This window comes from Streptomyces sp. NPDC048514 (genome assembly GCF_043199955.1).
GTDB lineage: Bacteria > Actinomycetota > Actinomycetes > Streptomycetales > Streptomycetaceae > Streptomyces.
Map to the genome: position 1 here is coordinate 139,098 of NZ_JBICWT010000017.1, position 26,818 is coordinate 165,915.

The following is a 26,818-nucleotide window of genomic DNA, read 5'->3' on the forward strand; positions in this document are numbered from 1 at the left end:
CGTATCGGAAGTCCGGTCGGAAAAGACGTAAGGCCGACATCGTGCGGGCAGTTGTCCACAGGCGAGTGACACGAATCGGTAACGGCAGCAAGAATGCGGGGAGTGGCGTCACGCGGAACTGCTTCCGTGTGATGCCCGTGTTTCGGGGTGGGCCGGTTTGCATCGCAGAGCGTCGGCCCGGAAAGAACGGGCCGAGGAGGGCCGGGTGACGACCTATGACGATCGAGCGAGCCTCACTGAACTGACCGCCACGGTGGAACGGGTGCGCGGTTCGGTGGAGGGCGTGATCGAGGGGAAGCCCGAGGTCGTCCGACTCGCGCTGACCGTGCTGCTCGCCGAGGGCCATCTGCTGATCGAGGACGTCCCCGGCGTGGGCAAGACGATGCTCGCCAAGGCGCTGGCACGGTCCATCGACTGCTCGGTGCGGCGCATCCAGTTCACGCCGGACCTGCTGCCCTCGGACATCACGGGTGTGTCCATCTGGGACCAGCAGCGCAGGGACTTCGAGTTCAAGCCGGGCGCCATCTTCGCGCAGATCGTGATCGGCGACGAGATCAACCGCGCCTCGCCCAAGACCCAGTCCGCGCTGCTGGAGTCCATGGAGGAGCGGCAGGTCACCATCGACGGGCAGACCTACGAACTGCCCAGCCCCTTCATGGTGGTGGCCACGCAGAACCCGGTCGAGATGGAGGGCACCTACCCGCTGCCCGAGGCCCAGCGCGACCGCTTCATGGCCCGGGTCTCCGTGGGCTATCCGAGCGTCGACGCCGAGCTGCAGATGCTCGACGTGCACGGCGGTGCCAGCCCGCTGGAGGACCTGCAGCCGGTGGCCCACGCGCACGAGATCGTGAAGCTCGTCGAGGCCGTGCGCGGCGTGCACGTCTCCGAGGCGGTCCGCCGGTATGTGGTCGAGCTGGTCGCGGCCACACGCAGTCACCCCGACCTCAGACTCGGCGCCTCGCCGCGCGCGACGCTGCATCTGCTGCGCGCGGCGAAGGCGTCCGCGGCCCTCGCCGGCCGGGAGTACGCACTCCCGGACGACGTCCAGGCGCTGGCCGTCGCGGTCCTCGCCCACCGCCTGCTGCCCACCGCCCAGGCCCAGCTCAACCGCCGCACCGCCGAGCAGGTGGTGCTGGAGATCCTGCAGCACACCGCGGTGCCCTCGGCGCCAGGCCGGCCGAGCGGCTTCGGCGGGCTCGGCCGGAGCGTGCCGGCCTATCCCCAGCAGCCTCCGCGGGGACTGTGATGAGCGCCGGGGGGACGGGGCTGCCGGAGGCCGACCGCGGGGAGGCGGGCGGCGTCCGTACCGCCCTGGCGGGGCTGACCACCCGCGGCCGTTCCTTCCTGGCGGCCGGCATCGCCGCCGCGATCTGCGCGTACGTACTGGGCCAGAGCGACCTGCTGCGGGTCGGTCTGCTGCTGGCCGCGCTGCCGCTGATCTGCGCGACGGTGCTGTACCGCACGCGCTACCGGGTGGCCGCCGGCCGCCGGCTCGCCCCCGCGCGCGTGCCGGCCGGCAGCGAGGCCCGGGTGCACCTGCGCGTCGACAACGTCTCCCGGCTGCCCACGGGCCTGCTGATGCTCCAGGACCGTGTGCCGTACGTCCTCGGGCCGCGGCCCAGGTTCGTGCTGGACCGGGTGGAGCCGGGTGGCCGCCGCGAGGTGTCCTACCGGGTCCGCTCCGACCTGCGCGGCCGCTATCCGCTGGGCCCGCTGCAGCTGCGGCTGACCGACCCGTTCGGGATGTGCGAACTGTCCCGGTCCTTCTCGACGCACGACACGCTGACCGTGATCCCGCGCGTGGACCCGCTGACCCCGGTCCGGTTCGGCGGCGAGGCCAGGGGGTACGGCGACGGGCGGCAGCGCTCGCTGGCCCTCGCCGGCGAGGACGACGTGATCCCGCGCGGGTACCGCTACGGCGACGACCTGCGCCGGGTGCACTGGCGCTCCACCGCGCGCTACGGCGAGCTGATGGTGCGCCGCGAGGAGCAGCCCCGGCGCTCCCGCTGCACCGTGCTGCTGGACACCCGGGGCGGCGCCTACGAGGGCGCCGGTCCCGACTCGGCCTTCGAGTGGGCCGTCTCGGGCACCGCTTCGGTCCTGGTGCACATGCTCGAACGCGGTTTCACCGTCCGCCTGCTGACGGACGCCGGCAGCTCGGTGCCCGGCGAGGGCGCCGACGGGTTCGCGGGCGCCGGGCAGGAGACCGCGGACGCGGCCGGCCTGATGATGGACACCCTCGCGGTGATCGACCACTCCGACGGCACGGGCCTGTCCCGGGCGTACGACGTGCTGCGCGGTGGCAATGAGGGGCTGCTGGTCGCCTTCCTCGGCGACCTGGACGAGGAACAGGCGGCGACGGTCGCCAAGATGAGCCGGCGCAGCGGCGGTGCCGTCGCCTTCGTGCTCGACCCCGACACCTGGGTGCGAGAGCCGACGGACGTGCCGCGGCCGGGCGACCGGCACGCCGAGCGGTTGCGCCTGCTGCGCGAGTCGGGCTGGACGGCGCTGAGCGTGCCGCGCGGCGCCTCGCTCGACGGACTGTGGCGGCAGGCGGACCGGGAGCGGTCGGGCCTGGCCGTCGCGAGCGGGGAGGCACTGGGATGAGCGGGCGGGCACGACTTGCCCTGTGTGCCGCCGCGGCCACGCTGATGGCCTCCTGCGCGCTGCTGCCCGTGGTGGCCGAGCCGACCTGGCTGCTGCAGCTGGTCCCGCTGGTGGCGGTGCAGACCGGGGTGGGTGCGGCGGCCCGGCGGGTGCCGCTGGGCCGGCCGCTGACGGTGGCGGTGCAGGCGCTGGTCACCCTCATGCTGCTGACCCTGGTCTTCGCCCGGGAGCACGCGCTCATCGGGCTGATTCCCGGTCCGGACACCTTCCGGTACCTCGCCGATCTGTTCCGGCAGGGCTCGGACGACGTCGGCCAGTACGCGATACCGGCGCCGCTCACCGACGGCATCAAGCTGATGCTGATCGGCGGCGTGCTGCTGATCGGCCTGCTGGTGGACACGCTCGCGGTGACCTTCCGCAGCGCGGCCCCGGCCGGCCTGCCGCTGCTCGCGCTGTACTCCGTGGCGGCGGGGCTGTCCGACGGCGGAGCCGACTGGCTGTGGTTCCTGGTGGCGGCGGCCGGCTACCTGATGCTGCTCCTCGCGGAGGGCCGGGACCGGATCGCCCAGTGGGGCCGCGTCTTCGGCGGCGCGCCCCGCTCCCCGGGCGACCCGGAGCCCGGCGCCGCCGCCCCGGTGCGGACCGGACGCCGGATCGGCGCGGTCGCGCTGGGGGTGGCCCTGGTGGTGCCGCTGGCCCTGCCCGCGATGCAGGGCGGCCTGCTGGACCGCGCCGGCACGGGCGTGGGGGCGGGCAGCGGCCATGGAGGCGGGGGCTCCTCGGTCAATCTGCTGGTGTCGCTGCGTGACAACCTGAACACCGACGACGACCGCCAGCTGCTGTCCCTGCGGACCAGCACGGACGACGTCTCCGACCTGTACCTGCGGATCATCTCCCTGGACGACTTCGACGGCACCACCTGGAAACCGGCCCAGCGGCACATCGTCGGGGTGCCGGACGAGTTCCCCACGCCCGCCGGCCTGAGCGAGGACGTCAAACGCGGCACGATCAGCACGACGGTCAGGGCAGCGGACTGGTACGCCCAGGACTGGCTGCCGATGCCGTATCCGCCGAGCGGCGTGAAGATCAGCGGCCGGTGGCGCTACGAGCCCGTCGGGATGACCCTCGTCGGCGACCACGGCCAGGACACGCGCGGCAAGTCGTACCAGGTGACCAGCCTGGATCTGCGGCCGACCGCGGCGCAGCTGGCCTCCGCGCCGGAGCCGCCGGCGAGCCTGAAGCGCGAGTACACGCAGGTGCCGTCCTCGCTGCCGAAGGTGGTGGCCCGCACCGCCGAGGAGATCACCTCGGGCGCGACGAGCCACTACGACCAGGCCGTCAAGCTCCAGGACTACTTCACCGTCACCGGCGGTTTCCGGTACGACACCCAGGTGCAGGTCGGCCGTGGCCCGAACGCGATCGCCAACTTCCTCGAGGAGAAGGAGGGTTTCTGCATCCACTTCTCCTTCGCCATGGCGGCGATGGCCCGTACCCTCGGCATCCCGGCCCGGGTCGCGGTGGGCTTCGCGCCCGGCACCCCGCAGGGTGACGGCACGCTCGCGGTGAACCAGAAGGACGCGCACGCCTGGCCCGAGCTGTACTTCGAGGGCGTGGGCTGGACCCGTTTCGAGCCGACCCCCACCCGTGGCACCACGCCGTCGTACACCCAGCCGGACACGCCCGGCACCTCGCGTCCGGACCAGGCTCTGCCGTCCAAGAACGCGTCCTCGGCACCTTCGGCGGCGGCCTCACCGAGCGAGAGCTGCGCGGGCCGGCTGCGTGAACTGCAGGCCTGCGACAGCCCGTCGGCGGCGGCGGCCCCGTACGGCGGGGACGACCGGCCGTTCCCCTGGTGGGGGCTGCTGACCGGGCTGGCCGTGCTGGTGCTGCTGGCCCTCGTCCTGGCACCGCTGCTGTGGCGGCAGCGGGTGCGATCGCTGCGGCTGGGCGCCCATCCGCGGGACCCGGACGGCGCGGCGGCGCACACCCTGGCCGTCTGGCAGGAGCTGACGGACAGTGCGTGGGACTACGGCATCGCACCGGAGGATGCGCTGACCCCGCGCAGGGCGGCCGACCGGATCGTCCGGCTGGGGCACCTGGATCCGGTGGCCGGGGCCGCGGTGCACCGGGTGGCGGACGCGGTCGAGCAGGTGCTGTACGCGCCTGTGCCGCGGCCGTCCGCGGGGGCGGCACAGGATGTGCGCCGGGTCGCCGACGCGCTGCGCGCCTCGGTCGGCACCAGGACCCGGCTGCGGGCGCGGTTCCTGCCCCGCTCGGCCGCGCGGGTGCTCTGGGCGGCGGCTGCCCGCTGGACGGACCTCAGAACCCGGGCGGCGGCGGCCCGTCCGACGCTGCGCCGGCCGTCGGGACAGCGCGGCTAGTCCCACGGCGGGCGCCCGCTACCTGCGGCGCGGAGGTTCTGCGGCGCGGGGACCCTGCGCGCGGGGGCCTGCGGCGCAGGGGTTTGCGGGCCCGAGGGTTTGCGGGAGCAGGGATTTGCGGGCACAAGGGTCCCGCAGCGCGGGGGCTCGCGGGCGCGGGGGGTTTGCGGGCGCGATGGCTTTGCGGCGAGGAGGTCTGCGGGGGCGGGGACTGTGCGGGCGCGATGGTCCTGCGGCGGGGAGGTCTGCCGGGGCAGGGAATGTGCGGGCGCGATGGTCCTGCGGCGGGGAGGTCTGCCGGGGCAGGGAATGTGCGGGCGCGATGGTCCTGCGGCGGGGAGGTTTGCGGGGGCAGGGGTTTTCGGGCGCGGGGCGGAGTCCCGGGTGGGCGGCCGGCCGGTTCCGCCTGTTCATGCGTGAGGGGTGACCACCGGGCGGTGGTCACCCCTCACGCGTATGTCGCTGTTGCCGGGCCGGGAGAGCACGCGGTGCGCCGGTCGACGGCAGGTCGTCCGCCGGCGGCGGACCGCGGCGCGCTCAGCGACCCTGCTCGTCCCGGCGGCGCTGCCAGCGCTGCTCGATCCGGTCCATCACGGAGCGCTTCGGCCGTGCCTGGTGGCCGGCGGCGGCCGCGGGCTGCTCACCCGGCTTCGGGGCCTTCCGCCAGCCGGTGACGGCGAGTACGGCACAGCCCAGCATGACGAGGAAACCCACCACACTGACCCAGATCAGCTGCGCGACCATTCCGGCCATGAGGAGTGCGATACCCACGAGGAAGCCTGCGACCGCCTGGTAGACCCGCCGCCGGGTGTACGTACGCAGCCCGCTTCCCTCGAGCGCCGACGCGAACTTGGGATCTTCGGCGTACAGCGCTCGCTCCATCTGCTCGAGCATGCGCTGCTCGTGCTCCGAGAGCGGCACGGAGTCCTCCTCATCGTGCAGTCGCCGGGGCGACCCGGGGGGTCCCTTCAGGATAGGCAGGGAATCGCCCCCGTGAAACCCGCCCCTCTGCGCCAACAGCCAACCGGAACCCGACGTGGGCGACCCGGCTCGCTGAGGCTTCCATTCCCCGGCGGCCGACCCGTCATGCCGGGTGGTGCACCTCGATCATACGGCGCAAACCCCTCGTTCGGGGGGCTTGTGGCGTACTCCATCCGCCGTCGAGCCGCTGATCAGCGGCTCGCCCCGGTCGTGCGCTCAGGCTCCGGCGGCACCCGGCGTCTCACCGAGCACATGCAGCTGGGTGGCGACGGAGTGGAACGCGGGCAACTCGGCCGCCGCGGCCTCCAGCTCGAGCAGCGCGTCGAGGGCGCCGGGCTCGGTGTCCACCAGGACGCCGGGCACGAGGTCGGCGAAGACCCGGACGCCGTGCACCGCGCCGACCCGCAGGCCCGCGCCCTCGACCAGCGCGGTGAGCTGCTCGGCGGTGAAACGGCGGGGCATCGGGTCGCCGGTGCCCCAGCGGCCGTCGGGGTCCCGGAGGGCCTGCCCGGCCTCCTTGAAGTGGCCGGCGAGGGCGCGGGCGAGCACGGCGCCGCCGAGGCCGGCGGCGAGCAGGCTGAGGACACCGTCGGGGCGCAGCGCGGCCACGGCGTTGCGCAGGCCTTCGGCCGGGTCGTCCACGTACTCCAGCACGCCGTGGCACAGCACGGCGTCGTAGCCGCCGCGCTCGACCACGTCGAACAGGCCGTGGGCGTCGCCCTGTACGCCCTTGACCCGGTCGGCGACGCCGGCCTCGGCGGCGCGGCGCTCCAGCGCGAACAGCGCGTTCGGGCTGGGGTCGACGACGGTGACGCGGTGGCCGAGGCGGGCGAGGGGCACGGCGAAGTTGCCGCTGCCGCCTCCGGTGTCGAGGACGTCCAGGGCCTCTCGTCCCGCGGCCTTGACCCGGCGGTCGAGGGCGTCCTGGAGGACCTCCCAGACCACGGCGGTCCGCAGGGAGGCGCGCGGGCGGGAGGGGTCGGAGCGCAGCGGCGTCGTCTGAGGGCGGTGGGGGGAGACGGGCGGGCGCATCGGGTCCGACACGGCAGTTGACTCCTCGGCGCGGCACCGCCTGTGGCCGGCGGCGTGAACGGGACACCTCCCCGGTCCGGGTGCGGGGGACGGGAAGGCTTCAGGCTCTTCCCACCCTATTGCCTCCGGCGCCGTACCCGGTCACCGCGGCGGCGGTGGACCGGGTCCGTCTCGTACGGCGGACGAACCGGTGGTCAGCCCGTGTCCGGAAGGCCGCCGGGCGTCCCGCCGCCGTCCCGTTCGCCACCTTCCTGACGGGGCTGGGGCAGGATCGGCTGCAGGACGAGCATCCGCTCCACGATGCGGATGAACATCGCCACGTCGCGCATGAGGTCGTCGGCGTCCCGCTGCCGGGCGGCGTCCCGGATGCCGGCCTCGGCGCGGGCCCGGCGGGCGGCGCCGGAGGCGAACAGGGCGCTCCATTCGGTCAGCTCCGGGGCGATCTCGGGCAGTACCTCCCAGGCGCTGCGGATCCGGGCCCGGCGGCGCGGGGAGGTCTCGGGGCGGCCCCGGGCGGCGAGGACGGCGGCCGCGGTGCGCAGGGCGGCGAGGTGGGCCGTCGCATAGCGCTCGTTCGGCGTGCTCAGGACGGTGGCCTCGTCCAGGGCGGAGCGGGCCTGGGCGAGCAGGTCGAGGGCGGCGGGCGGAGCCGTGGCCCGGCGGAGCACGGGGTGCACGTCGCTCGCCGGGCCGGTCAGTGAGGGGGCAGGGCCGGTGGCGCGGTGCCGACGGGCGGCGGCTGCGGACGAGTTGGCCATGACGAACCTCCTGTCGTCTGGTGACGGCACGGGTGCCGTATGTGCCCATCGTGCGGTATGGCACTGACAATCCGTTCTGACCTGGGCCTTTGCTTCGATCGACCGTTCGGGCGTATTTTTGTACTGACCAGTCAGTTCAAATTCGTCAGGCAGGGGGGCTCGTGGACGGCGTCGACGTCACGGCCGAAGGCCTCGGACTCGAAGGGCCTCGGGGGTGGGCCTTCCGCGGCATCACCTTCGATGCGGAGCCGGGCTCGCTGATCGCGATCGAGGGACCGTCCGGCTCCGGCCGTACGTGCCTGCTGCTCGCGCTCATGGGACGCATGAAGCCCACCGAAGGAGTGGCCGCGGTGGGCGGGTTCAAACTTCCCCGGCACATGGCGGCCGTGCGGCGGGTCGCCGCCGTGGCCAACGTGAGCGGGGTGACCGATCTGGAGCCGGCCCTGACCGTGGGCGAGCACCTGCGCGAACGGGCCCTGCTGCAGCGCAGGTTCGGCGATTCGCTGCGCGAGGTGCTGCGGCCCCGCCCGCAGCGCGCCCACGAGGAGCGGCTGCGGATCGACGCCGCTCTGGGCGCGGCCGGACTCGACCTGGAAACCCTTCCCAAGGGTTCCCGGACGGCCGTGCGGGACCTGGAGCGGCTCCAGGAGCTGCGGCTCTCCGTGGCCCTGGCCGTCATGGGCCGGCCCCGGCTGCTCGGTGTCGACGACATCGACGTGAAGCTCTCGGACGCCGAACGCGTCGAGGCCTGGGACCTGTTGCGGTCCCTCACACGCGCGGGGACGACGGCCGTGGCCGTGTGCCGCACCGCTCCCGAGGGCTGCGTGGCCGTGTCCACCGTCCGGCGCGCGGACACGACCGACCCGGCGGACGGCCCGAGCGAGCCGCAGGACGGCGAGCCGACGGACGACCGCGGCGAACCCGGGAACGGCGAACCGACGGCCGGCGGCCCGGGCAGCGACGGCGGCGAGCCGAAGGAGGATGCCCGTGATGCGCTCACCGAGGCTGGCCGCGCTTGAGCTGAGGCGTTTCGGGCGGGGGACGCTGCCGCGCGCCGCCCTGGTCGCGCTGCTCGTGCTGCCCCTGCTCTACGGCGCCCTGTACCTGTGGTCGTTCTGGGACCCCTACGGCCGGCTGGACCGCATCCCGGTGGCCCTGGTGAACGACGACAAGGGGGCGACGGCGGCCGGGAAGAAGGTCACCGCCGGCGACGACATCGTCGACGGGCTGCGCGACAGCCGGACCTTCGAGTGGCACGAGGTGAGCGACGAAGAGGCCCGCAAGGGCGTCGAGGACGGCACGTACTACCTGTCGCTGACCATGCCGGCCGACTTCAGCGGGCGGATCGCGTCCAGCTCGGGCGACTCCCCCGAGACCGGCGCCCTCCAGGTGCGCACCAACGACGCGAACAACTACATCGTCGGGCAGATCTCCCGCACGGTCTTCAACGAGGTGCGCTCGGCCGCTTCCACGAAGGCCTCCCGGACGTTCCTGGACAAGATCTTCGTGTCCTTCTCCGACATCCACGACAAGACCACCACGGCCGCCAGGGGTGCCGACAAGCTGAACACCGGCATCGGCAAGGCGGAGAAGGGCTCCAAGGACCTCGCCGACGGGCTGAAGGACGCCAAGGGCGGCAGCGGCAGGCTGGCCAAGGGGATCGCCAAGCTCGACAAGGGCGCCGGAGACCTGCAGGACGGCTCCCGGCAGGTCGCCGACGGAACCCAGACGCTCGCCGACCGGGTCAACGGCGTCTACGCCGACGCGGGTCCGTTCCTGAAGAGCAACGAGAAGACCATCGGGGACACCGCCGGGCTGGTCGCCGACTCGGCCGAGGCGGTCGCGGACAACCTCGACGTCCTGGTGGAGCACGCGCCGGGCGCCGCCAGGGCGGCCCACGCCTCCTCCGCCGTCCTGGACGGGATCTACGAGGCGCGCTGCGAGACCGCGCCCCTCCCCGACCCGGCCTGCCCGGAACTGAAGCGCGCCAAGAAGGCCGCCGCCGAGGTGGCCACCGTCGCCGACGACCTCAACACCCTCATCGCGGACCAGAACGGCGACCTGAAGACGATGCGGGACAACCTGGGCACCTTGCGCAAGCAGGCCGAGGCCCTCCAGAAGCGCGCCCCCCACCTCGCCGAGGACACCGCCGACGCCGTCAAGAAGATCAACAAGCTGAACGCCGGCGCGCACAAGGTCGCCACGGGCGCCGAGAAGCTGCACACCGGGCTCGGCACCGCCCACACCGGCGCGGACGAGCTGGACAAGGGCATCGGCACCGCCGAGTCCGGCGCCCGGACCCTGAACGGCGGCCTGTACAAGCTGTCCGACGGCTCGGGGAAGCTGGCCGGCGGACTGCACGACGGCGCGAAGAAGATCCCGGACTACGGCCAGCGGGACCGCGACCGGCGTACCGGCGTGATGGCCGACCCGGTCCGGCTGGCCTCCCACGATCTGCACCACGCGCCGAACTACGGCACCGGCTTCGCCCCCTACTTCATCCCGCTGTCCCTGTGGGTGGGCGCGATGGTGGCCTACATGCTGATCTCGCCGCTCAACCGGCGTGCCCTAGCGGCCGGTTCGTCCGCCTGGCGGATCGCGTTCGCCGGCTGGCTGCCGGTGGTCGCGGTGGGCGCGGCGCAGGTGGCCGCGCTGATGGCCGTACTGCACTGGGCGGTCGGTCTGCAGATGCTGCACGCGGCCGGCACGATCGGATTCCTGTGTCTGGTCACGGCCTGTTTCGCGGCGCTCGTGCAGTGGCTCAACGCCCGCTTCGGGGCGGCCGGCCGGATCCTGGTCCTCGCCCTGCTGATGCTCCAGCTGACCTCCGCGGGCGGCACCTATCCCGTGCAGACCAGTCCGGGCTTCTTCGGGGCGATCCACCCGTTCCTGCCGATGAGCTACATCGTGGAGGCGCTGCGCCGGCTGATCACCGGCGGCGGGCTCGGGCCGGTCTGGCAGGCGTGCGCGGTGCTCGGGGCGTTCACCCTGGGCGCCCTGGCGCTGACCGCCCTCACGGCCCGGCGGCGTCAGGTGTGGACGCCGTCCCGGCTGCACCCGGAGCTGACCCTGTGATCGCCGGGGAGCCCCGGCACGCGCGCGCACCTGTGAGAATCGGGGCCATGGAACGCAGCAACGCCAGGTCCGGCGGCAGCACGCGCCGCGAGGCCACCCGGCAGAAGCTCTACGAAGCGGCCGTCACACTCATCGCCGAACAGGGCTTCTCCGCCACCACGGTGGACGAGATCGCCGATCGGGCCGGGGTCGCGAAGGGCACGGTCTACTACAACTTCGCGAGCAAGTCGGTCCTCTTCGAGGAGTTGCTGCGGCACGGCGTGGGCCTGCTCACCGCCTCCTTGAGGGAGGCGGCGGAGCTGACGGCACGCTCGGGTGGCGGCAAGGTGGACGCGCTGGACGCGATGATCCGCGCGGGACTGGTCTTCATCGACCGCTACCCGGCCTTCACCCAGCTGTACGTGGCCGAGCTGTGGCGCACCAACCGGGCCTGGCAGTCCACCTTGATGGTGGTCCGGCAGGAGGCAGTCGCGGTGGTCGAGGGGGTGCTGCGCGAGGGCGTGGCCACCGGTGAGTTCAGCGACGAGATCGACGTGCAGCTGACGGCGGCCGCGCTGGTCGGCATGGTGCTGGTGGCGGCGCTGGACTGGAAGGCGTTCCAGCCGGAGCGCTCGCTGGACGACGTCCACGCGGCCCTGTCCCGGCTGCTGCAGGGCCGGGTCAGCGGCAGGGTCTAGACGCCCCTCGGGTGTCCCCGCGCAAGGACGCGCAAGGACGCCCGTCGCGCGCCGCGTGCCCCGTCCCGCCGATTGCCCGGGTACCCCGCGCGTGGGCACGCGTCCGCCCAGCCGTGCGGGCACGCGTCGGCCCCCCGGTGCGGGCACGCGTGCGCGTGGGCACGGCGTTCGCCCGCCGTGTGGGCACGCGCCGGGTACCCCCGCGCACGGGTGCGCGAAGAGGCGCCGGTCCGCTGCCGGACCGGCGCCTTCCCGTCCCCCGTGACTCCCCCGTACCTTCTTCCCGCACTCCCCCGTACGGGCTTCGTGCGGACCCCCGTGGTGGTCTTCCCCGGGACCCCCTGTTCTCGCTTCCGCCGACGCATCGGCGGAAGGAGCGTCCGGCGGGCGGCACCGTTCCGCCGCCCCGTGCCGGCGGTGCCGGGCCGCGCCCCGGCCGTGGCTCCACTCTCTCGCGCCCGGGGGCCCGGCCCCATCCGCGCGCGTACTCATCCTGGCGTCTAGGTACGGGTACTCAGCCGTCCGCGCGGGGCCGGGACTGCGGACCGCGCACTGACTACGATCGCGTGCGTGTCCGTACTCCCTCTCGTCTTCACCAGCGGCTGGGCCAGCGGCATCAACGCCTACGCGGTGGTGCTGCTGCTCGGCCTGTTCGGCGTGACCGGGGTGAGCGACGACATCCCGCAGACGCTGCAACGGCCCGAGGTGCTCATCGTCGCGGGTGCGCTGTTCCTGTGCGAGGCGGTCGCCGACAAGATCCCCTACGTCGACTCGGCGTGGGACTCCGTGCACACGCTGGTCCGGCCGCTCGCGGGTGCCTGGGTGGGCGCGCTGCTGGCCGGCCAGAGCGGCTCGCTCTCCGATGTGGCGGCCGGGCTGCTCGGTGGTTCGACGGCGCTGGCCAGCCACACGGTCAAGGCCGGGACGCGGATGGCGGTCAACACCTCGCCCGAGCCGTTCAGCAACTTCGCGCTGAGCATCGCCGAGGATCTCGGAGTGGGCGCCGTCGTGGCGTTCGCGATGTTCCACCCGGTGGCGGCGGCGGTCATCGCGGGCGTCCTGCTGGCCGGCGGGCTGCTGGCACTGGTGTTCCTCGTCTCGCGCATCCGGCGCTTCCTGCGCCGCAGGGCCCAGCGGCGGGAGGAGCGGCGCCTGGCGTCGCGAGGGTCCTGACCTGTGCCGACAGCGCCCGGCGACCGGGTTGTCGGTGGCGGTCGATAGAGTCGCGGGCATGGCACGGATTGCGGTGATCGGCGCTGGGATGGGCGCGATGGCGGCTGCCGCCCGGCTGGCCGTCGCGGGCCACCGGGTGGTGGTGTACGAGCGCACGGAGACGTACGGCGGCGCGGTGCGCCGCTTCGAGCGGGACGGGTTCGCCTTCGACACCGGTCCGGGGCTGCTGACGCTGCCCGCCGTGTACCGCGACCTGTTCCTCAAGACCGGCAAGGAGCCGCTGGAGGACTGCGTCGAGCTGGTCCAGGTCGACCCGGCCGCGCGCCATGTGTTCGCGGACGGCACCGAGGTCGTCCTGCCGAACGCCTCGCGCGCGGGGGTGGTCGCGGCCCTGGACGAGGCGCTGGGCGCCGGGGCGGGCGAGCGCTGGGGCGACTTCCTGGTGCGGGCCCGCGAGACCTGGGACCGCACCCGCCGTCCGCTGCTGGAGGAACCGCTGTGGCCCAACTGGCAGGTGCTGCTGGACAGGGAGCCCTATCCGGGGGTGCCGTACAAGCGGCGGCTGCGCACCCGGCGCGCGATCAAGCTGTTCGAGATCGGCAGATGGGAACTGCGCGACCCCCGGCTGGCACAGCTGCTGGACGGCTACGCGCTCGCGTACGGCGTCGACCCCGGGATCGTCCCGGCGAGCGCGGCCGTGCTGCCGTACATGGAGCACGCCTTCGGCACCTGGTACGTGCGCGGTGGCATCCGGGAGCTGGCGCGCGCGGTGTACGAGCGCTGCCTGAAGCGGCGGGTCGAGTTCGTCTTCGGCGCCGAGGTGACCCGGATCCTGGAGAAGGACGGCCGGGCGGCCGGGGTGGAGCTGGCCGACGGCACGGTGGGAGAGGCGGACTTCGTCGTCGGCGCGGGGCCCTGGCGGCTCGGCGGCCTGGTCCCGGGCAGAGAGCTGTACGGCGCGCAGGACGTGCCCCCGGACCCCGAGGACCAGTACCCCGGCCGGGTGGTGGTGTGTCTGGCGCTGCGTGGCGCCCGGGAGCCCGGCGCGGTGCATCGCACGGTGGTGCACTCGGCCGACGGCGACGGCGACCTGGACCTGTTCCGGCACGGGGTGCTGCCCGACCTGCCGACGGCCGTCGTGGACCGGCCGGACGACCCGGCCCTGCGGCCCGGCGGTGAGCACGAGTCCGTGGTGCTGACGGCGACGGTCCCCTCGGCGACGGAGTACGACTGGGCCGCGCCGGGCGCCGCCGACGCCTTCGCGGACCGGCTGGTCGCCGCCGCCGAGCGGGCCGTGCCGGGATTGCGCGAGCGGGTGCTGTGGCGCGAGGTCCGCACGCCTGTGGACACCGAGCGGGAGACGGGCGCCACGGGCGGCGCGGTTCCGCCGCCGGCGCTGGCCGCGCCGGAAGGCGTGCTGCACCCGGCCAACACCACCGCCCTCCCGGGTCTGTTCACCGCCGGCGGCTGGTCCCATCCCGGCGGCGGACTGCCGCACGCGGGCATGTCGGGGGCGCTGGCGGCCGGACTGATCGTGGAGGGGCCGGAGTTCCGCGGCTCGCAGTGATCCGTCGCCGGGGCCCGCCGCGGAAGCGGTAAGGCTCATCGCCTCCGGCGCCTCGGCGGCACGGCTCGTCGCACCCCGCGCCCCCGAAGCGGTACGGCTCGTGGATTCCGATTCCGATTCCGTTTTTGATACCGCGGAAGCGGTGCGATTCGTCGCACCCCGCGCCCCCGAAGCGGTACGGCTCGTCGCGCCCCGCGCCTCGAGGGCGGCGCGGCTCGTCGTGCCCCGTGCCTCAGAAGCGGTACTGCTCGTCGTACCCCGCGCCGGGCTGCGGCTGTTGCTCGCCCGTCTGGTACGGGTACGGCTGCTCCTGCGGGAGTTCGCCGCCGTAGCTCTCGTCGGTGCGCTGCTGCGGCACCCACACCCCGCCGGCCGGGGTCCCGCCGTAGCCGCCGGTGGCGTACGGGTCCTGGGTGTAGCCCTGCTGGCCGAACTGCTGCTGCCCGTAGCCGGTGTCGCCGGTGTCGTACGGGGTGCCGCCGTAGGCCTGGGTGCCGATGTACGGGTCGGAATAATTGGCGTAGGCCTGCTGGCCGCCGGTGTCGTAGCCGTAGCCCTGCTGGCCGTAGCCGGAGTAGTCGTAGGCGTAGGTCTGGTCGGCGCTCTGGGGCTGGGCGGCGCTCGCGGGCGCGGCGGTGTCGCCGTAGACGCCGTAGGACCCGGTGTCGTCGGGGAGGGGCTGGGGCGCGTAGACGGAGGTGGCCTCGGCGCCGGGCTCCCCGGCGGCGCGGGCCGGGGTGAAGACGTCGTCGCGGTCGTAGTCGTCGTAGTCCGGGCGCTCAGGGTCGTAGCCGGCGTCACCGTGGTCGGCGCTCTCCGCGGTTCGGGGGGCGAGGACGTCCTGCGCCGGCTCCTGGCGCTCCGTCCTGCCACGGCGGCGCTTGCTGCCGCCGCCCGTCTCGCCGTCGGGACGCTTGACCGCCCAGCCCGCGGCGAAGCCGCGGCGGAACGACAGCGTGACGTAGGTCTGCCCGGTCGCGAAGGCGATCGCACCCAGCCCGATCACGATGACGGACGGCATCAGCACGCCGAGCACGACGCCCAGGAAGCCGACGAACGCGAGCAGCCGCCAGCGCAGCCGCGCCTTGTACTGCAGCAGCACCTCGCCGAGCAACCACAGTGCGACGACGCCGAATGCGATGTAGAGGACCGTCCAGCCCATGTACGCCCCTCTCCCAGTGGCCGCTACGCAGTGTGTCGTACCGCGAGGTGACCGGTCTAGGCCCGCGGGGGATGGTGCAGGCCCAGGTTCTCGTAGATTTCCAGGGTCGCCGTGGAGTTGTTGAGCGTGATGAAGTGCAGTCCGGGTACTCCCTCGGCCAGCAGCCGCGCACAGAACTCGGTGGCGAACTCGATACCGATGGAGCGTACCGCCGCCGGATCGTCCTTGGCTGTGAGGATCCGCTCTTTCAGGGCGTCCGGGAAGATCGCGTTGCTGAGCTTCGGCAGCCGTTCCAGCATCTTCACGCTGGTGACCGGCAGGATCTCGGGGATGACCGGGGTGTCGCAGCCGGCCGCGGTCACCCGGTCCCGCAGCCGCAGATACGACTCGGGCTGGAAGAACATCTGTGTGATGGCGTAGTCGGCTCCCGCGCGGCACTTGTCCACGAAGCGGTTCACATCGGTGTCCCAGTCCGTGGAGCGCGGGTGCATCTCCGGGAACGCGGCCACGCCCACGCAGAAGTCGCCCGACTCCTTGATGAGTCGCACGAGTTCGGCCGCGTAGGTCAGTCCCCGGGGGTGCGCGACCCACTCGCCCATCGGGTCACCGGGCGGGTCGCCGCGCACGGCGAGCATGTTGCGGATACCGGCGTCCGCGTACTGGCCGATGATGTTGCGCAGTTCGGCGATGGAGTGGTCGACCGCGGTGAGGTGGGCGACCGGGGTGAGGGTGGTGTCGGCGACGATCTGCTGGGTCTCCTTGACCGTGCCCGCGCGGGTCGAGCCGCCGGCGCCGTAGGTCACGGAGACGAAGTCGGGGGCGACCGCCTCGACCCGCCGGAGCGCGCTCCACAGGTTCCGCTCGCCCTTGGGGGTCTTCGGCGCCGAGAACTCGAACGAGTACGTCGCCTTGCCGGTGGCCAGGATGTCACGCACGGTGCGCGCGCGATCAGTCCTGGTGGATGCGGTTCCGAGGGCCATACCCGCAGGTTAGCCACGGGTGGACGGTCCCCCAACCGGACGCCGGACATTTGGCCGATTTGTCGCTTTCTTGTCCAGCAGGTGGACGGAAGCCGTCGTCGCCCCGTGGCCACACGGCGGTCGGCGGGCGGCGCATGGTGGGCGGCGGCCGGCGCATGGTGGGCGGCGGACCGTGGGCGGCGCTCCCGGAACCGCTACCGCCGGCGGGCCGCCCGCAGCCGCTTGGCGAACTCCGCCGCCGCGGCGCCCGGGTCGTCCGCCTCGGTGATCGCGCGGACCACGACCACCCGGCGGGCGCCGGCGTCCAGCACCTCGTCCAGATTGCCCAGGTCGATGCCGCCGATGGCGAACCAGGGGCGGTCGGTGCCGAGAGCGGCCGTGCTGCGGACCAGGTCCAGGCCGGGCGCCGGCCGGCCGGGCTTGGTGGGGGTCGGCCAGCACGGGCCGGTGCAGAAGTAGTCCACGCCCTCCTGGACGGCGGCCGCTGCGGCCTCCTCCTCGGCGTGCGTGGAGCGGCCGATCAGGACGCCGTCGCCGAGAAGCGCGCGGGCCGCCGGGACGGGCAGGTCTCCCTGGCCGAGATGCAGCACGTCGGCACCGGCGGCGTGGGCGACGTCCGCCCGGTCGTTGACCGCGAGGAGCTTGCCGTGCCGGGCGCACGCCTCGGCGAAGACCCGGAGGTGCTCCAGCTCCTCGGCGGCCTCCATGCCCTTGTCGCGCAGCTGGACGATGTCGACACCGCCGGCCAGGACCGCGTCGAGGAACTCGGCGAGGTCGCCCTGGCGCGCACGGGCGTCCGTGCACAGGTACAGGCGGGCGTCGGCGAGCGCGGCGCGGGCGGTGTCGGACATGCGTGGGTCCCCCCATGGTCGGTGTGCCCGGTGGTGGCCGGTGGCGTGCGGGCTCGGTGCCGCACGCCACCTCCTGGCGCGGTTCGGCTCAGACGGCGAGCGCCTGGGCGCGGCGCTTCACCTCCGTGCCGCGATTCTCGCTCAGGGCCTCCGCGGGGGTGCCGGGCAGGGTCGGGTCCGGAGTGAAGAGCCATTCCAGCATCTCTTCGTCCGTGAAGCCGTCGTCCCGCAGGAGCGTCAGAGTCCCGGCGAGGCCCTTGACGACCTTGTCCCCGTCGATGAAGGCGGCGGGGATGTGCAGTGCCTTGTTCTCACCTCGGCGTACGGCGATGAGCTGGCCCTCCTTGACCAGCTGCCGCACACGCGTCACCTCGACGCCGAGCTGTTCGGCGATGTCGGGGACGGTGAGCCAGGCGGGGACGAGAGCATCGATCTTCGTGTCAATCTCGGTCACGGAATCTAGCCTGCCATCCCCCACCGACAGTCGGAAGTCAGGCAGGTCCACGTGAGCGCCCCGGGGGACGCCGCCGGGGGCTTTGCGAGGGTCCGCCGCGGCGGGTCACGGCGTGGCCGGCCGGTCCGCGGTGGCGTCCTTCAGGGGCCGGGCCGGGTCGCCGAGGGCCCCGGGGTCCATGTGGCGGCCCGCCTCGATCAGCCGTCGGCCCTGGGCCAGATCGCGCGGCCGGCCCACGGCCAGCAGGGCCACCAGCCGGTCCGCGCGCAGCCAGCACACCGTCCAGGCCGGACCCGTCGGATCACCGCGCCACACCAGGCGGTCGGCAGCCGCGTGATGGCCCGCGTACTGGACGAAGCGGCCGAACTGCTCGGACCAGAAGTACGGCACCGGGTCGTAGACCGCGGGCGTCTCGCCCAGGATGTTCGCGGCGACCGTGCGCGGACCCTGCAGGGCGTTGTCCCAGTGATGGACGAGCAGTCGTTCGCCGTAGCGCGCGGAGGGGAAGGAGGCGCAGTCGCCGACGGCGTACACGTCGGCCACTGTGGTGCGCAGGCGGGCGTCGGCGAAGACCTCGCCGTGCGCGCCCAGCTCGACGCCGGAGCCGGCCAGCCAGCCGGTGGCGGGACGGGCGCCGATGCCGACGACCACGGCGCCGGCGGGCAGCCGCGTGCCGTCGCTGAGCACCACCGCGCCGGGCTCGACGCGCTCCACGCGCGCCTGGGTGCGCAGTTCGGTGCCGCTGTCGGCGTACCAGGCGGCCATCGGCGTGGCCACCTCGGCGGGCAGGGCGCCGGCGAGCGGCCGGTCGGCGGCCTCGACGACGGTCACGGCGCAGCCCGCCTGCCGGGCCGCGGTGGCGAACTCGGCGCCGATCCAGCCGGCGCCGACGACCACGATGTCGTGCTGCCGCTCGAGCACGGGCCGCAGCCGCTCGGCGTCGTCCAGGGTGCGCAGCAGGTGCACGCCGGGCACGCCCTCGGTGCCCGGCAGGGTGATCGGCTCGGCGCCGGTGGCGAGGACCAGGACGTCGTAGGGCACCGGGCCCGCCTCGGTGTCCAGCTCGTGCTCGGCGGGGCGCACGCCCAGCACCTCGCAGCCGAGCCGCAGCTCGACGCCGAGTGCCTCGAAGTCCACGTCGAAGGCGGAGCCCTCGGCCTTGCCGAGCAGGACGGCCTTCGACAGCGGCGGCCGGTCGTAGGGCTGGTGCGGCTCCGCGCCGATGACGGTCACGGTGCCCGTGAAGCCCTGGTCCCGCAGGGCGACCGCGGTCTGCACCCCGGCCATGCCCGCGCCCACGACGACCACGCGCCGCTCCTCTGCCGGGCTCTCTTGCGCTGTCTGCTCGCTCACCCGGTCACCTTAGACACGTGACGGCGCGTCAGTCAGTGGGCGTGCTCGGTGACCTGCTCCACAACACTCGTACCGGCACCGGTCTGCGACTCCCACTCCCAGGTCTCCTCCAGCCGCACGCGGCCGTCGGGCAGCTCGGTCACCCTCGACACGCAGTGCCCCGAGGACGTCGTCCCGTCCGTCTTGAGCTGCACGTAACGGAAGTCCAGCCGGTCGCCCTCGCGCGTGCCGACCAGATGCCCGCGCGCGACGTCGCCGCCCGCGTAGTCGGCCCAGATCGCGCCGGCCTCCTCGTGGTACGAGAACCGGGTACGCGTACCCACCTGACCTGGGGCCTGATCCGCGACCGGGGCGAGGATCAGTCCGTCGAGCGAGCGGGCCATGACCGGGGCTCCCTTACGTGTGACGAGCGCTGCGGGCTAGGCTGGCCACGGTACAAGCACTCGCGGGAGCCCGGACGCACCGGGCTGAGAGGGAGGCTGGCGGCCTCCGACCGTACGAACCTGATCCGGGTCATGCCGGCGAAGGGAGGGGCTGGACGCCCATGTCCTCACGTACGTCCGACGTCCTCGTCATCGGGGGCGGAATCATCGGCCTGGTCACGGCCTGGCGTGCGGCGCAGCGGGGGCTCGCCACGGCCGTGGTCGACCCCGCGCCCGGCGGCGGGGCCGCCCAGGTCGCGGCCGGGATGCTGGCCGCGGTCACCGAGCTGCACTACGGCGAGGAGCGGCTGCTCGCCCTGAATCTGGAGTCGGCCCGCCGCTATCCGGACTTCGCCGCCGAGCTGGCCGACCTCACCGGCCACGACCTCGGCTACCGCCGCTGCGGCACCCTCGCGGTCGCGCTCGACGCCGACGACCGCGCCCACCTGCGGGAACTGCACGCGCTCCAGCAGCGCTCCGGCCTCGCGGCGGAGTGGCTGACGGGGCGGGAGTGCCGGCGCCTGGAGCCGATGCTGGCGCCGGGGGTGCGGGGTGGCCTGCGGGTCGACGGTGACCACCAGATCGATCCGCGGCGACTCACGGCGGCCCTGGTGACCGCGTGCGAGCGGGCCGGGGTGGTCTTCCACCGGGACTGGGCCGAGCGGCTCGACGTGGTGCGGGACCGGGCCGCCGGTGTCACCACGACGGACGGCACCGGGCTGCGCGCGGACCGGGTGGTACTCGCCGCGGGGAGCCTGAGCGGACGGCTCGCGGGGGTGCCGGAGGCGCTGCTGCCGCCGGTGCGGCCGGTGAAGGGGCAGGTGCTGCGGCTGACCGTGCCCGCCCGGTTCGCGCCCTTCCTGAGCCGCACCGTGCGGGCCGTGGTCCGCGGCAGCCATGTCTATCTGGTGCCTCGCGAGAACGGCGAGCTGGTCGTCGGTGCCACCAGCGAGGAGCTGGGCTGGGACACGACGGTCACGGCCGGCGGTGTGTACGAGCTGCTGCGCGACGCCCACGAGCTGGTGCCGGGCATCACCGAGCTGCCGCTCACCGAGACCCGCGCCGGACTGCGGCCCGGCTCCCCGGACAACGCGCCGCTGCTCGGGCCGTCCGGCCTGGACGGCCTGCTGCTGGCCACCGGGCACTACCGCAACGGGGTGCTGCTCACGCCGGTCACGGGGGACGTCATGGCGCACGCGCTGGTCACCGGTGATCTCCCCGAAGAAGCCCGCCCGTTCACGCCGAAGCGATTCGGCGCCGTCCTCTCGGAGCAGCCCGTATGACCCCCTCCGTCACCATCTCCGTGAACGGGGAGCGCCGGGACGTCGCCCCGGGCACCCCGCTCGACTCCCTCGTCGAAACGCTCACCGCGGCGCCCTCCGGGGTGGCGGCGGCCGTCAACGAGACCGTCGTCCCGCGCACCCGCTGGGCGGCCACCGCGCTCACCGAGGGTGACCGCGTCGAAGTCCTCACCGCCGTCCAAGGAGGCTGACCATGGCCGACGATCCCTTCGTTCTCGGCGGAGTGCCCTTCGGTTCCCGTCTGATCATGGGCACGGGCGGCGCGCCCAGCCTGGACGTGCTGGAGCGGGCGCTGCTCGCCTCCGGCACGGAACTGACGACGGTCGCGATGCGGAGGGTGGACCCCTCCGTGCACGGCTCCGTGCTCTCGGTGCTGGAGCGCCTCGGCATCCGGGTGCTGCCGAACACGGCGGGCTGTTTCACCGCCGGGGAGGCCGTGCTGACCGCCCGGCTGGCCCGGGAGGCGCTGGGCACGGACCTGATCAAGCTGGAGGTCATCGCCGACGAGCGGACCCTGCTGCCGGATCCGGTGGAACTGCTGGAGGCGGCGGAGACGCTGGTCGACGACGGGTTCACGGTGCTGCCCTACACGAACGACGACCCCGTCATCGCGCGCAGGCTGGAGGACGTGGGCTGCGCCGCGGTGATGCCGCTGGGCTCGCCGATCGGGTCCGGGCTCGGCATCCGCAATCCGCACAACTTCCAGCTGATCGTCGAGCAGGCGCGCGTGCCGGTGATCCTGGACGCGGGGGCCGGTACGGCGTCCGACGTGGCGCTCGCGATGGAGCTGGGGTGCGCCGGTGTGATGCTGGCCTCGGCCGTCACCCGGGCACAGGAGCCGGAGACCATGGCCGCGGCGATGAAGCACGCCGTGGAGGCGGGCCGGCTCGCCCGGCTGGCGGGGCGGATCCCGCGCCGTCATTTCGCCGAGGCCTCCTCCCCCACCGAGGGGCGCGCGCACCTGGACCCCGAGCGCCCCGCTTTCCGGCCGAGCCGGTAGCGCGACAGTCACAGCTCTGCTGCATTCCGTCCCCGGGAAAGCACGGGGGACGGGAGCACCGGCCGTCCCTCGTACACTCGCCTGCGTGGATACGACCCTTCAGGACCCCCTCGTCGGGCAGGTGCTCGACGGCCGATACCGCATCGACGCGCGGGTCGCGGCCGGCGGGATGGCCACGGTCTACCGGGCCCTGGACACCCGCCTGGACCGCGTTCTCGCGCTGAAGGTGATGCACCCGGCACTCGCGGGGGACGGGTCCTTCGTCGACCGGTTCATCCGTGAGGCGAAGTCCGTCGCCCGGCTCGACCACCCCAACGTGGTGCAGGTCTTCGACCAGGGCACCGACGGGTCGTACGTGTATCTGGCGATGGAGTACATCGCCGGCTGCACCCTGCGCGACGTGCTGCGCGAGCGGGGCGCGCTGCAGCCGCGGGCCGCGCTGGACATCCTGGAGCCGGTGCTGGCCGCGCTCGGCGCCGCCCACCGGGCCGGGTTCGTGCACCGGGACATGAAGCCGGAGAACGTCCTGATAGGGGACGACGGCCGGGTCAAGGTGGCCGACTTCGGGCTGGTGCGCTCGGTGGACACCGTGACCAGCACGACGGGTTCCGTGCTCGGGACGGTGTCGTACCTCGCGCCCGAGCAGATAGAGCGGGGGACCACCGATCCCCGCGTCGACGTGTACGCGTGCGGTGTCGTCCTCTACGAGATGCTGACGGGCGGGAAGCCGCACTCCGGTGACTCCCCCGCCCAGGTGCTGTACCGGCACATACACGAGGACGTGCCGCCGCCCTCGGCGCTCGTGCCCGGACTGCCGTTCGAGCTGGACGAGCTGGTCGCGTCGGCCACCGCGCGCAACCCCGACGTCCGCCCGCACGACGCCGTGGCACTGCTGGGCCAGGTCCGCGAGGCGCGCCGGGCGCTGACCGAGGAGCAGCTGGACGCGCTGCCGCCACAGGCGCTGACCGCGGAGCACGACAACGCCGAGGACCGGACGAGTGTGATCCCGCGGGCGCTGACGGTGCCCCGGCCGCTACCCGTCGGCGAGGACGCCGCGGCGGACGGCGTCCACCGCACCACCCGGCTGCAGTCCCCGCCCGTCCCCGGCCGGCGGCGCCCGGCGCGGCCCAGGCGGGCGACGGTGGCCGTGCTCGCGGCCGTGCTGCTGGCGCTCGGTGTGGGCGCCGGGGTCTGGTACATCAACTCCGGCCAGTTCACGAAGGTCCCGCCGCTGCTGACGAAGACGGAGGCGCAGGCGCGGGAGCGGCTGAGGTCGGCCGGGCTGGACGTGGGTGAGGTCAAGCGGTCGTACAACGACACCGTCGACCGCGGCACCGTCGTCAGCACCGACCCGGCGCCCGGCACCCGGATCCGGGACCACGACTCGGTCGCGCTGACCGTCTCGCTGGGCCCGGAGACGGTGAAGGTGCCGGATCTGCGAGGACGGTCGCTCGCCGGGGCGCGGGCGCGGCTGAAGTCGGCCGGGCTGGAGCCGGGGATGGTGACCCGGGAGTTCAGCGAGGACGTGGCCAGGGGGTCCGTGATCGCCACGGCACCGCGGGCCGGCACCGAGCGGCACGCCGGTTCGGCGATCGCCCTGACCGTCAGCAAGGGCAGCCCGATCGACGTTCCGGACGTCACCGGCGACGACCTGGACAGCGCGAAGCAGGAGCTGACGGACGCCGGGCTGAAGGTGCGGGTCGCCCCGCAGCGGATCGACTCCGAGTACGACAAGGGAGCGGTCGCGGCGCAGAGTCCGCGTGACGGCGGCCAGGCCGCGGAGGGCGACACGGTGACGCTGACGCTGTCCAAGGGCCCGGAGATGATCGAGGTGCCGGACGTGGTCGGCGACAGCGTGGACGACGCCCACGACGCCCTGGAGGGCGCCGGCTTCGAGGTGGACGAGGACCGCGGCCTGCTCGGGCTGTTCGGCGACACCGTGAAGAAGCAGTCGGTGGAGGGCGGCGACAAGGCGCCCAAGGGGTCGACGATCACGATCACCATCCGGTGACGACGATCACGATCACCCTCCCGGCGACCGGGGCCACCGTCACCGTCGGGTGACGACGGCCACCTGGGACCGTGGTCCGAGGGCTGTGGTCCAGGGAGCCGGGGTCCAGGAAGCCGGGGTCCAGGGGCCGGGGTCCGCGGGCCGTAGTCCAGGGGGCCGTGGTCCAGGGGACCGAGGGCCGGGGTCCTGGGGGCCGGGGTCCAGGGGGCGGGGGCCAGGGGACGGGGCGGGCGTGACACCCTGAACGGGTGAGTCCTGACCAGTCCCCCCTGCCCCGCAACCCCGTCGGCGGCCACGTCCCGGTGGCCGGCGGCCTGCACTCCGTGGGGCTGTCGTACGCCCGTGGACTGCGGGCGGAGACCGTGCAGGTCTTCGTCGCCAACCCGCGCGGCTGGGCGACGCCCGCCGGGAACCCGCGCCAGGACGAGGCGTTCCGCGCGGCGTGCGCCGAGGAGTCGATCCCGGCGTACGTGCACGCCCCCTATCTGATCAACTTCGGCTCGCACACCGAGGCGACCGTCGAGCGGTCCGTCGAGTCCCTGCGGCACTCGCTGCGGCGCGGACGCGAGATCGGTGCGCTGGGTGTGGTCGTGCACACCGGCAGCGCGACCGGCGGGCGGCCGCGGGAGGTCGCGCTGCGGCAGGTGCGCGAGCGTCTGCTGCCGCTGCTGGAGGAGCTGACCGAGGACGACGACCCGTTCCTGCTGCTGGAGTCGACCGCGGGGCAGGGCGCCTCGCTGTGCTCGCGCACCTGGGACTTCGGGCCGTACTTCGAGGCGCTGGACGCCCACCCGAAGCTGGGCGTGTGCCTGGACACCTGCCACATCTTCGCCGCCGGGCACGATCTGACCGGTCCGAACGGTATGCACCAGACCCTGGACCTGCTGGTGGACACGGTCGGTGCGGGCCGGCTGAAGCTGATCCACGCCAACGACTCCAAGGACGTCGTCGGGGCGCACAAGGACCGGCACGAGAACATCGGCGCGGGCCACATCGGCGAGGACCCGTTCCGCGCTCTGATGACGCATCCGGCGACGGCGGGCGTTCCGCTGATCATCGAGACGCCCGGCGGCAGCCAGGGGCACGCCGCGGACGTGGAGCGGCTGAAGAAACTCCGGGATCACTGAGTCGTTCCGGAATACCCCCCAGGGGTATACGGTTCCTGCTGTGGAGCAGGAACCGTCACTCGGCATGGGGGAACGCCATGGACCACTCGACCCACATCGGCCACGACCACGACCACCACGCACCGGCGCCCGGCGCCGACTGGGCGACCGCCGTCCGGGCCACGCTGCACTGCCTCACCGGCTGCGCCGTCGGCGAGGTGCTCGGCATGGTCGCCGGCACGGCGTTCGGGTGGGGCAATCTGCCGACCACGCTGCTGGCGGTCGCCCTGGCCTTCCTCTTCGGCTACTCCCTCACCCTGCGCGGGGTGCTGCGGGCCGGTGTCGGCTTCCGCACCGCCTTCCGCGTGGCGCTCGCCGCGGACACGCTGTCCATCGCCGTGATGGAGCTGATCGACAACGGCGTGATCCTGGTATGGCCGTCGGCGATGGACGCGACGCTCGGCGAGCCGCTGTTCTGGATCTCGCTGGCGCTCTCACTCGTGGTCGCCTTCGCGGTGACCACCCCGGTCAACAAGTGGACGATCGGGCGGGGCAGGGGACACGCGGTGGTGCACCGGTACCACCACTGAGCGGGCCGGGGGTCACAGCTCGGGGCCGTCCCCGGGCTCCTCCTGGTAGGAGTAGCGCTGTTCCTTCCAGGGGTCGCCGAGGTTGTGGTACCCGCGCTCCTCCCAGAAGCCACGGCGGTCGGCCGTCATGTACTCCACGCCACGGACCCACTTCGGGCCCTTCCAGGCGTACAGGTGGGGCACGATCAGGCGGACCGGGAAGCCGTGCTCGGCGGTGAGGAGTTCGCCGTCCTTGTGGGTGGCGAAGATCGTGCGGTCGGAGGCGAAGTCCGCCAGGCGCAGGTTCGAGCTGAAGCCGTACTCCGCCCAGACCATCACATGGGTGGCGTCCGGCGCCGGCGGGGCCAGGTCCAGGATCGCGCGGGCGGGGACGCCGCCCCACTCCGCACCGACCATGCTGAACTTGGTCACGCAGTGCAGATCGGCCACCACGGTGGCGTAGGGCAGGGCCGTCAGCTCCTCGTGCCCCCAGGTGTGCTTGTCACCGTCGGCGGTGGCGCCGAAGACCCGGAACTCCCAGCGCTCGGGCCGGAACTTCGGGACGGGTCCGTAGTGCGTGACCGGCCAGCCTCGCTGGAGCCGCTGCCCCGGCGGAAGCTCGGTCCCTGCCGCTGCTCCAGACTCTCGCTCCACCGGATGACCCATGTATCCATCCTGACAGACCTGGGGCGATGCCCTTGACCACCCTCCAGCAAAGCGGACAGACAGCATTAAGGCGGTACTTACTCACTAAGTACGCACTTACTGGACGATCTTCTTCGCCGATGCAATCATGCGGCGCTAGCGGCCTGGTCCGACTACCCGAAGGAGTCCATCGCAATGCAAGGCGACCCCGAGGTCATCGAGCTGCTCAACGAACAGCTGACCGCCGAGCTGACCGCGATCAACCAGTACTTCCTGCACGCCAAACTGCAGGACCACAAGGGATGGGCGAAGCTCGCGAAGTACACCCGGGCCGAGTCGTTCGACGAGATGCGGCACGCGGAGATCCTGACCGACCGCATCCTGCTGCTCGACGGCCTGCCGAACTACCAGCGGCTCTTCCACGTCCGGGTCGGCCAGACGGTCACCGAGATGTTCCAGGCCGACCGGCAGGTCGAGGTCGAGGCCATCGACCGGCTGCGCCGGGGCGTCCAGGTGATGCGCGAGAAGAACGACATCACGTCGGCGAACATCTTCGAGGCGATCCTGGCCGACGAGGAGCACCACATCGACTACCTGGACACCCAGCTGGAACTGGTGGACAAGCTGGGCGAGGCGCTCTATCTCTCGACCGTCGTCGAGCAGAGCCAGCCCGACTCCTAGGGTCCGGGCACCGGAGGCTTCTCCACGCACCG

25 protein-coding genes and 1 riboswitch are annotated in these 26,818 nt (G+C 73.3%); of the genes, 15 read left to right on the forward strand and 10 right to left on the reverse strand.

Going from position 1 to position 26,818, the window contains the following annotated elements; translation table 11 throughout:
- Window positions 1-205 precede the first annotated feature (205 nt).
- Genes ACGFT2_RS32555 through ACGFT2_RS32565 form a run of 3 tightly spaced genes read left to right on the forward strand, consistent with a single transcriptional unit; the run spans window position 206 to window position 4,988 of the window.
- Window positions 206-1,246 (forward strand): AAA family ATPase, encoded by a 1,041-nt coding sequence (locus ACGFT2_RS32555; protein WP_393285451.1) that lies wholly within the window; start codon window positions 206-208, stop codon window positions 1,244-1,246.
- Window positions 1,246-2,607 (forward strand): DUF58 domain-containing protein, encoded by a 1,362-nt coding sequence (locus ACGFT2_RS32560; protein WP_393285454.1) that lies wholly within the window; start codon window positions 1,246-1,248, stop codon window positions 2,605-2,607. Before ACGFT2_RS32555 ends, ACGFT2_RS32560 begins: the two co-directional genes overlap by 1 nt.
- Window positions 2,604-4,988 carry a DUF3488 and DUF4129 domain-containing transglutaminase family protein gene (locus ACGFT2_RS32565; protein WP_393285457.1) on the forward strand — a complete coding sequence of 795 codons (2,385 nt, stop codon included), beginning with the start codon at window positions 2,604-2,606 and terminating at the stop codon, window positions 4,986-4,988. Before ACGFT2_RS32560 ends, ACGFT2_RS32565 begins: the two co-directional genes overlap by 4 nt.
- Window positions 4,989-5,525: 537 nt before the next feature.
- On the opposite strand, the gene ACGFT2_RS32570 is transcribed toward ACGFT2_RS32565, so the two are convergent.
- From ACGFT2_RS32570 to ACGFT2_RS32580, 3 genes are all read right to left on the reverse strand, one after another.
- Entirely contained in the window at window positions 5,526-5,909 is a 384-nt protein-coding gene (locus ACGFT2_RS32570) for a DUF3040 domain-containing protein (RefSeq protein ID WP_393285459.1), read from the reverse strand.
- Between the two features lie 276 nt (window positions 5,910-6,185).
- The gene (locus ACGFT2_RS32575; protein ID WP_393285461.1) at window positions 6,186-7,013 is read right to left on the reverse strand and encodes a class I SAM-dependent methyltransferase; all 828 of its coding nucleotides are present in this window, start codon (window positions 7,011-7,013) and stop codon (window positions 6,186-6,188) included.
- Window positions 7,014-7,195: 182 nt separating this feature from the next.
- On the reverse strand, window positions 7,196-7,759 hold the full coding sequence (locus ACGFT2_RS32580) for an SAV_6107 family HEPN domain-containing protein (protein ID WP_393285464.1): 564 nt from the start codon (window positions 7,757-7,759) through the stop codon (window positions 7,196-7,198).
- 161 nt (window positions 7,760-7,920) lie between these two features.
- Here ACGFT2_RS32580 and ACGFT2_RS32585 point away from each other — a divergent pair, with 161 nt between their 5' ends.
- The 5 genes from ACGFT2_RS32585 to ACGFT2_RS32605 all read left to right on the forward strand — a co-directional run bounded on the left by ACGFT2_RS32585 (window position 7,921) and on the right by ACGFT2_RS32605 (window position 14,251).
- On the forward strand, window positions 7,921-8,778 hold the full coding sequence (locus ACGFT2_RS32585; protein ID WP_393285466.1) for an ATP-binding cassette domain-containing protein: 858 nt from the start codon (window positions 7,921-7,923) through the stop codon (window positions 8,776-8,778).
- A complete protein-coding gene (locus ACGFT2_RS32590; protein ID WP_393285468.1) occupies window positions 8,750-10,834 on the forward strand; it encodes a YhgE/Pip family protein in 2,085 nt (694 codons plus the stop codon). Before ACGFT2_RS32585 ends, ACGFT2_RS32590 begins: the two co-directional genes overlap by 29 nt.
- 47 nt (window positions 10,835-10,881) lie before the next feature.
- Complete coding sequence (locus ACGFT2_RS32595) at window positions 10,882-11,511, forward strand: TetR/AcrR family transcriptional regulator (RefSeq protein ID WP_393285471.1); 630 nt, start codon at window positions 10,882-10,884, stop codon at window positions 11,509-11,511.
- Window positions 11,512-12,081: 570 nt separating this feature from the next.
- On the forward strand, window positions 12,082-12,684 hold the full coding sequence (locus ACGFT2_RS32600) for a DUF4126 domain-containing protein (RefSeq protein ID WP_393285474.1): 603 nt from the start codon (window positions 12,082-12,084) through the stop codon (window positions 12,682-12,684).
- A 58-nt stretch (window positions 12,685-12,742) separates the two neighbouring features.
- Window positions 12,743-14,251 carry a phytoene desaturase family protein gene (locus ACGFT2_RS32605; protein WP_393285477.1) on the forward strand — a complete coding sequence of 503 codons (1,509 nt, stop codon included), beginning with the start codon at window positions 12,743-12,745 and terminating at the stop codon, window positions 14,249-14,251.
- Between the two features lie 232 nt (window positions 14,252-14,483).
- Here ACGFT2_RS32605 and ACGFT2_RS32610 read toward each other — a convergent pair whose 3' ends face one another.
- From ACGFT2_RS32610 to ACGFT2_RS32635, 6 genes are all read right to left on the reverse strand, one after another.
- Entirely contained in the window at window positions 14,484-15,413 is a 930-nt protein-coding gene (locus tag ACGFT2_RS32610) for a hypothetical protein (protein WP_393285479.1), read from the reverse strand.
- A 56-nt stretch (window positions 15,414-15,469) separates the two neighbouring features.
- Window positions 15,470-16,393 carry a methylenetetrahydrofolate reductase [NAD(P)H] gene (metF, locus tag ACGFT2_RS32615; RefSeq protein WP_393285482.1) on the reverse strand — a complete coding sequence of 308 codons (924 nt, stop codon included), beginning with the start codon at window positions 16,391-16,393 and terminating at the stop codon, window positions 15,470-15,472.
- Between the two features lie 194 nt (window positions 16,394-16,587).
- Complete coding sequence (thiE, locus tag ACGFT2_RS32620; RefSeq protein WP_393285485.1) at window positions 16,588-17,244, reverse strand: thiamine phosphate synthase; 657 nt, start codon at window positions 17,242-17,244, stop codon at window positions 16,588-16,590.
- Between the two features lie 88 nt (window positions 17,245-17,332).
- Window positions 17,333-17,698, reverse strand: coding sequence for an Rv2175c family DNA-binding protein (locus tag ACGFT2_RS32625; RefSeq protein WP_393285487.1), 366 nt, complete (start codon window positions 17,696-17,698; stop codon window positions 17,333-17,335).
- Between the two features lie 105 nt (window positions 17,699-17,803).
- A complete protein-coding gene (locus ACGFT2_RS32630) occupies window positions 17,804-19,051 on the reverse strand; it encodes an NAD(P)/FAD-dependent oxidoreductase (protein WP_393285490.1) in 1,248 nt (415 codons plus the stop codon).
- Between the two features lie 32 nt (window positions 19,052-19,083).
- Entirely contained in the window at window positions 19,084-19,434 is a 351-nt protein-coding gene (locus tag ACGFT2_RS32635; RefSeq protein WP_393285493.1) for a hypothetical protein, read from the reverse strand.
- A gap of 52 nt (window positions 19,435-19,486) precedes the next feature.
- Window positions 19,487-19,598, forward strand: a riboswitch (TPP riboswitch).
- Between ACGFT2_RS32635 and thiO the strand changes: the two genes are divergently transcribed.
- The 6 genes from thiO to ACGFT2_RS32665 all read left to right on the forward strand — a co-directional run bounded on the left by thiO (window position 19,596) and on the right by ACGFT2_RS32665 (window position 25,481).
- Window positions 19,596-20,756, forward strand: a complete 1,161-nt coding sequence (gene thiO / locus ACGFT2_RS32640) for a glycine oxidase ThiO (protein ID WP_393285496.1) — start codon at window positions 19,596-19,598, stop codon at window positions 20,754-20,756. It overlaps the preceding riboswitch by 3 nt.
- Complete coding sequence (gene thiS, locus ACGFT2_RS32645; protein WP_393285499.1) at window positions 20,753-20,965, forward strand: sulfur carrier protein ThiS; 213 nt, start codon at window positions 20,753-20,755, stop codon at window positions 20,963-20,965. The genes thiO and thiS overlap by 4 nt, the downstream gene beginning before the upstream one ends.
- Window positions 20,966-20,967: 2 nt before the next feature.
- Window positions 20,968-21,774: a thiazole synthase gene (locus tag ACGFT2_RS32650; RefSeq protein ID WP_393285502.1), complete on the forward strand. Its 807-nt coding sequence runs from the start codon at window positions 20,968-20,970 to the stop codon at window positions 21,772-21,774.
- Window positions 21,775-21,859: 85 nt separating this feature from the next.
- Window positions 21,860-23,785, forward strand: a complete 1,926-nt coding sequence (pknB, locus tag ACGFT2_RS32655; RefSeq protein ID WP_393285505.1) for a Stk1 family PASTA domain-containing Ser/Thr kinase — start codon at window positions 21,860-21,862, stop codon at window positions 23,783-23,785.
- 248 nt (window positions 23,786-24,033) lie between these two features.
- Window positions 24,034-24,912 carry a deoxyribonuclease IV gene (locus ACGFT2_RS32660; RefSeq protein ID WP_393285507.1) on the forward strand — a complete coding sequence of 293 codons (879 nt, stop codon included), beginning with the start codon at window positions 24,034-24,036 and terminating at the stop codon, window positions 24,910-24,912.
- A gap of 77 nt (window positions 24,913-24,989) precedes the next feature.
- The gene (locus tag ACGFT2_RS32665) at window positions 24,990-25,481 is read left to right on the forward strand and encodes a DUF4396 domain-containing protein (protein ID WP_393285510.1); all 492 of its coding nucleotides are present in this window, start codon (window positions 24,990-24,992) and stop codon (window positions 25,479-25,481) included.
- Between the two features lie 12 nt (window positions 25,482-25,493).
- Here ACGFT2_RS32665 and ACGFT2_RS32670 read toward each other — a convergent pair whose 3' ends face one another.
- Window positions 25,494-26,126, reverse strand: a complete 633-nt coding sequence (locus tag ACGFT2_RS32670) for a sulfite oxidase-like oxidoreductase (protein ID WP_393285512.1) — start codon at window positions 26,124-26,126, stop codon at window positions 25,494-25,496.
- 174 nt (window positions 26,127-26,300) lie between these two features.
- On the opposite strand from ACGFT2_RS32670, the gene bfr reads away from it, so the two are divergent.
- On the forward strand, window positions 26,301-26,786 hold the full coding sequence (bfr, locus tag ACGFT2_RS32675) for a bacterioferritin (RefSeq protein ID WP_393285515.1): 486 nt from the start codon (window positions 26,301-26,303) through the stop codon (window positions 26,784-26,786).
- The last annotated feature ends 32 nt before the right edge of the window (window positions 26,787-26,818 follow it).

Excerpts from the sequence above, each read along its gene's own strand:
- ACGFT2_RS32590 (WP_393285468.1), top strand. The coding sequence starts at position 8,750 with ATGCGCTCACCGAGGCTGGCCGCGCTTGAGCTGAGGCGTTTCGGGCGG.
- ACGFT2_RS32635 (WP_393285493.1), bottom strand. The coding sequence starts at position 19,434 with ATGGCCCGCTCGCTCGACGGACTGATCCTCGCCCCGGTCGCGGATCAG.
- ACGFT2_RS32580 (WP_393285464.1), bottom strand. The coding sequence starts at position 7,759 with ATGGCCAACTCGTCCGCAGCCGCCGCCCGTCGGCACCGCGCCACCGGC.
- ACGFT2_RS32610 (WP_393285479.1), bottom strand. The coding sequence starts at position 15,413 with ATGGGCTGGACGGTCCTCTACATCGCATTCGGCGTCGTCGCACTGTGG.
- ACGFT2_RS32650 (WP_393285502.1), top strand. The coding sequence starts at position 20,968 with ATGGCCGACGATCCCTTCGTTCTCGGCGGAGTGCCCTTCGGTTCCCGT.
- bfr (WP_393285515.1), top strand. The coding sequence starts at position 26,301 with ATGCAAGGCGACCCCGAGGTCATCGAGCTGCTCAACGAACAGCTGACC.
- thiS (WP_393285499.1), top strand. The coding sequence starts at position 20,753 with ATGACCCCCTCCGTCACCATCTCCGTGAACGGGGAGCGCCGGGACGTC.
- ACGFT2_RS32605 (WP_393285477.1), top strand. The coding sequence starts at position 12,743 with ATGGCACGGATTGCGGTGATCGGCGCTGGGATGGGCGCGATGGCGGCT.
- ACGFT2_RS32565 (WP_393285457.1), top strand. The coding sequence starts at position 2,604 with ATGAGCGGGCGGGCACGACTTGCCCTGTGTGCCGCCGCGGCCACGCTG.
- ACGFT2_RS32595 (WP_393285471.1), top strand. The coding sequence starts at position 10,882 with ATGGAACGCAGCAACGCCAGGTCCGGCGGCAGCACGCGCCGCGAGGCC.
- thiE (WP_393285485.1), bottom strand. The coding sequence starts at position 17,244 with ATGTCCGACACCGCCCGCGCCGCGCTCGCCGACGCCCGCCTGTACCTG.
- metF (WP_393285482.1), bottom strand. The coding sequence starts at position 16,393 with ATGGCCCTCGGAACCGCATCCACCAGGACTGATCGCGCGCGCACCGTG.
- ACGFT2_RS32670 (WP_393285512.1), bottom strand. The coding sequence starts at position 26,126 with ATGGGTCATCCGGTGGAGCGAGAGTCTGGAGCAGCGGCAGGGACCGAG.
- ACGFT2_RS32665 (WP_393285510.1), top strand. The coding sequence starts at position 24,990 with ATGGACCACTCGACCCACATCGGCCACGACCACGACCACCACGCACCG.
- thiO (WP_393285496.1), top strand. The coding sequence starts at position 19,596 with ATGTCCTCACGTACGTCCGACGTCCTCGTCATCGGGGGCGGAATCATC.
- ACGFT2_RS32560 (WP_393285454.1), top strand. The coding sequence starts at position 1,246 with ATGAGCGCCGGGGGGACGGGGCTGCCGGAGGCCGACCGCGGGGAGGCG.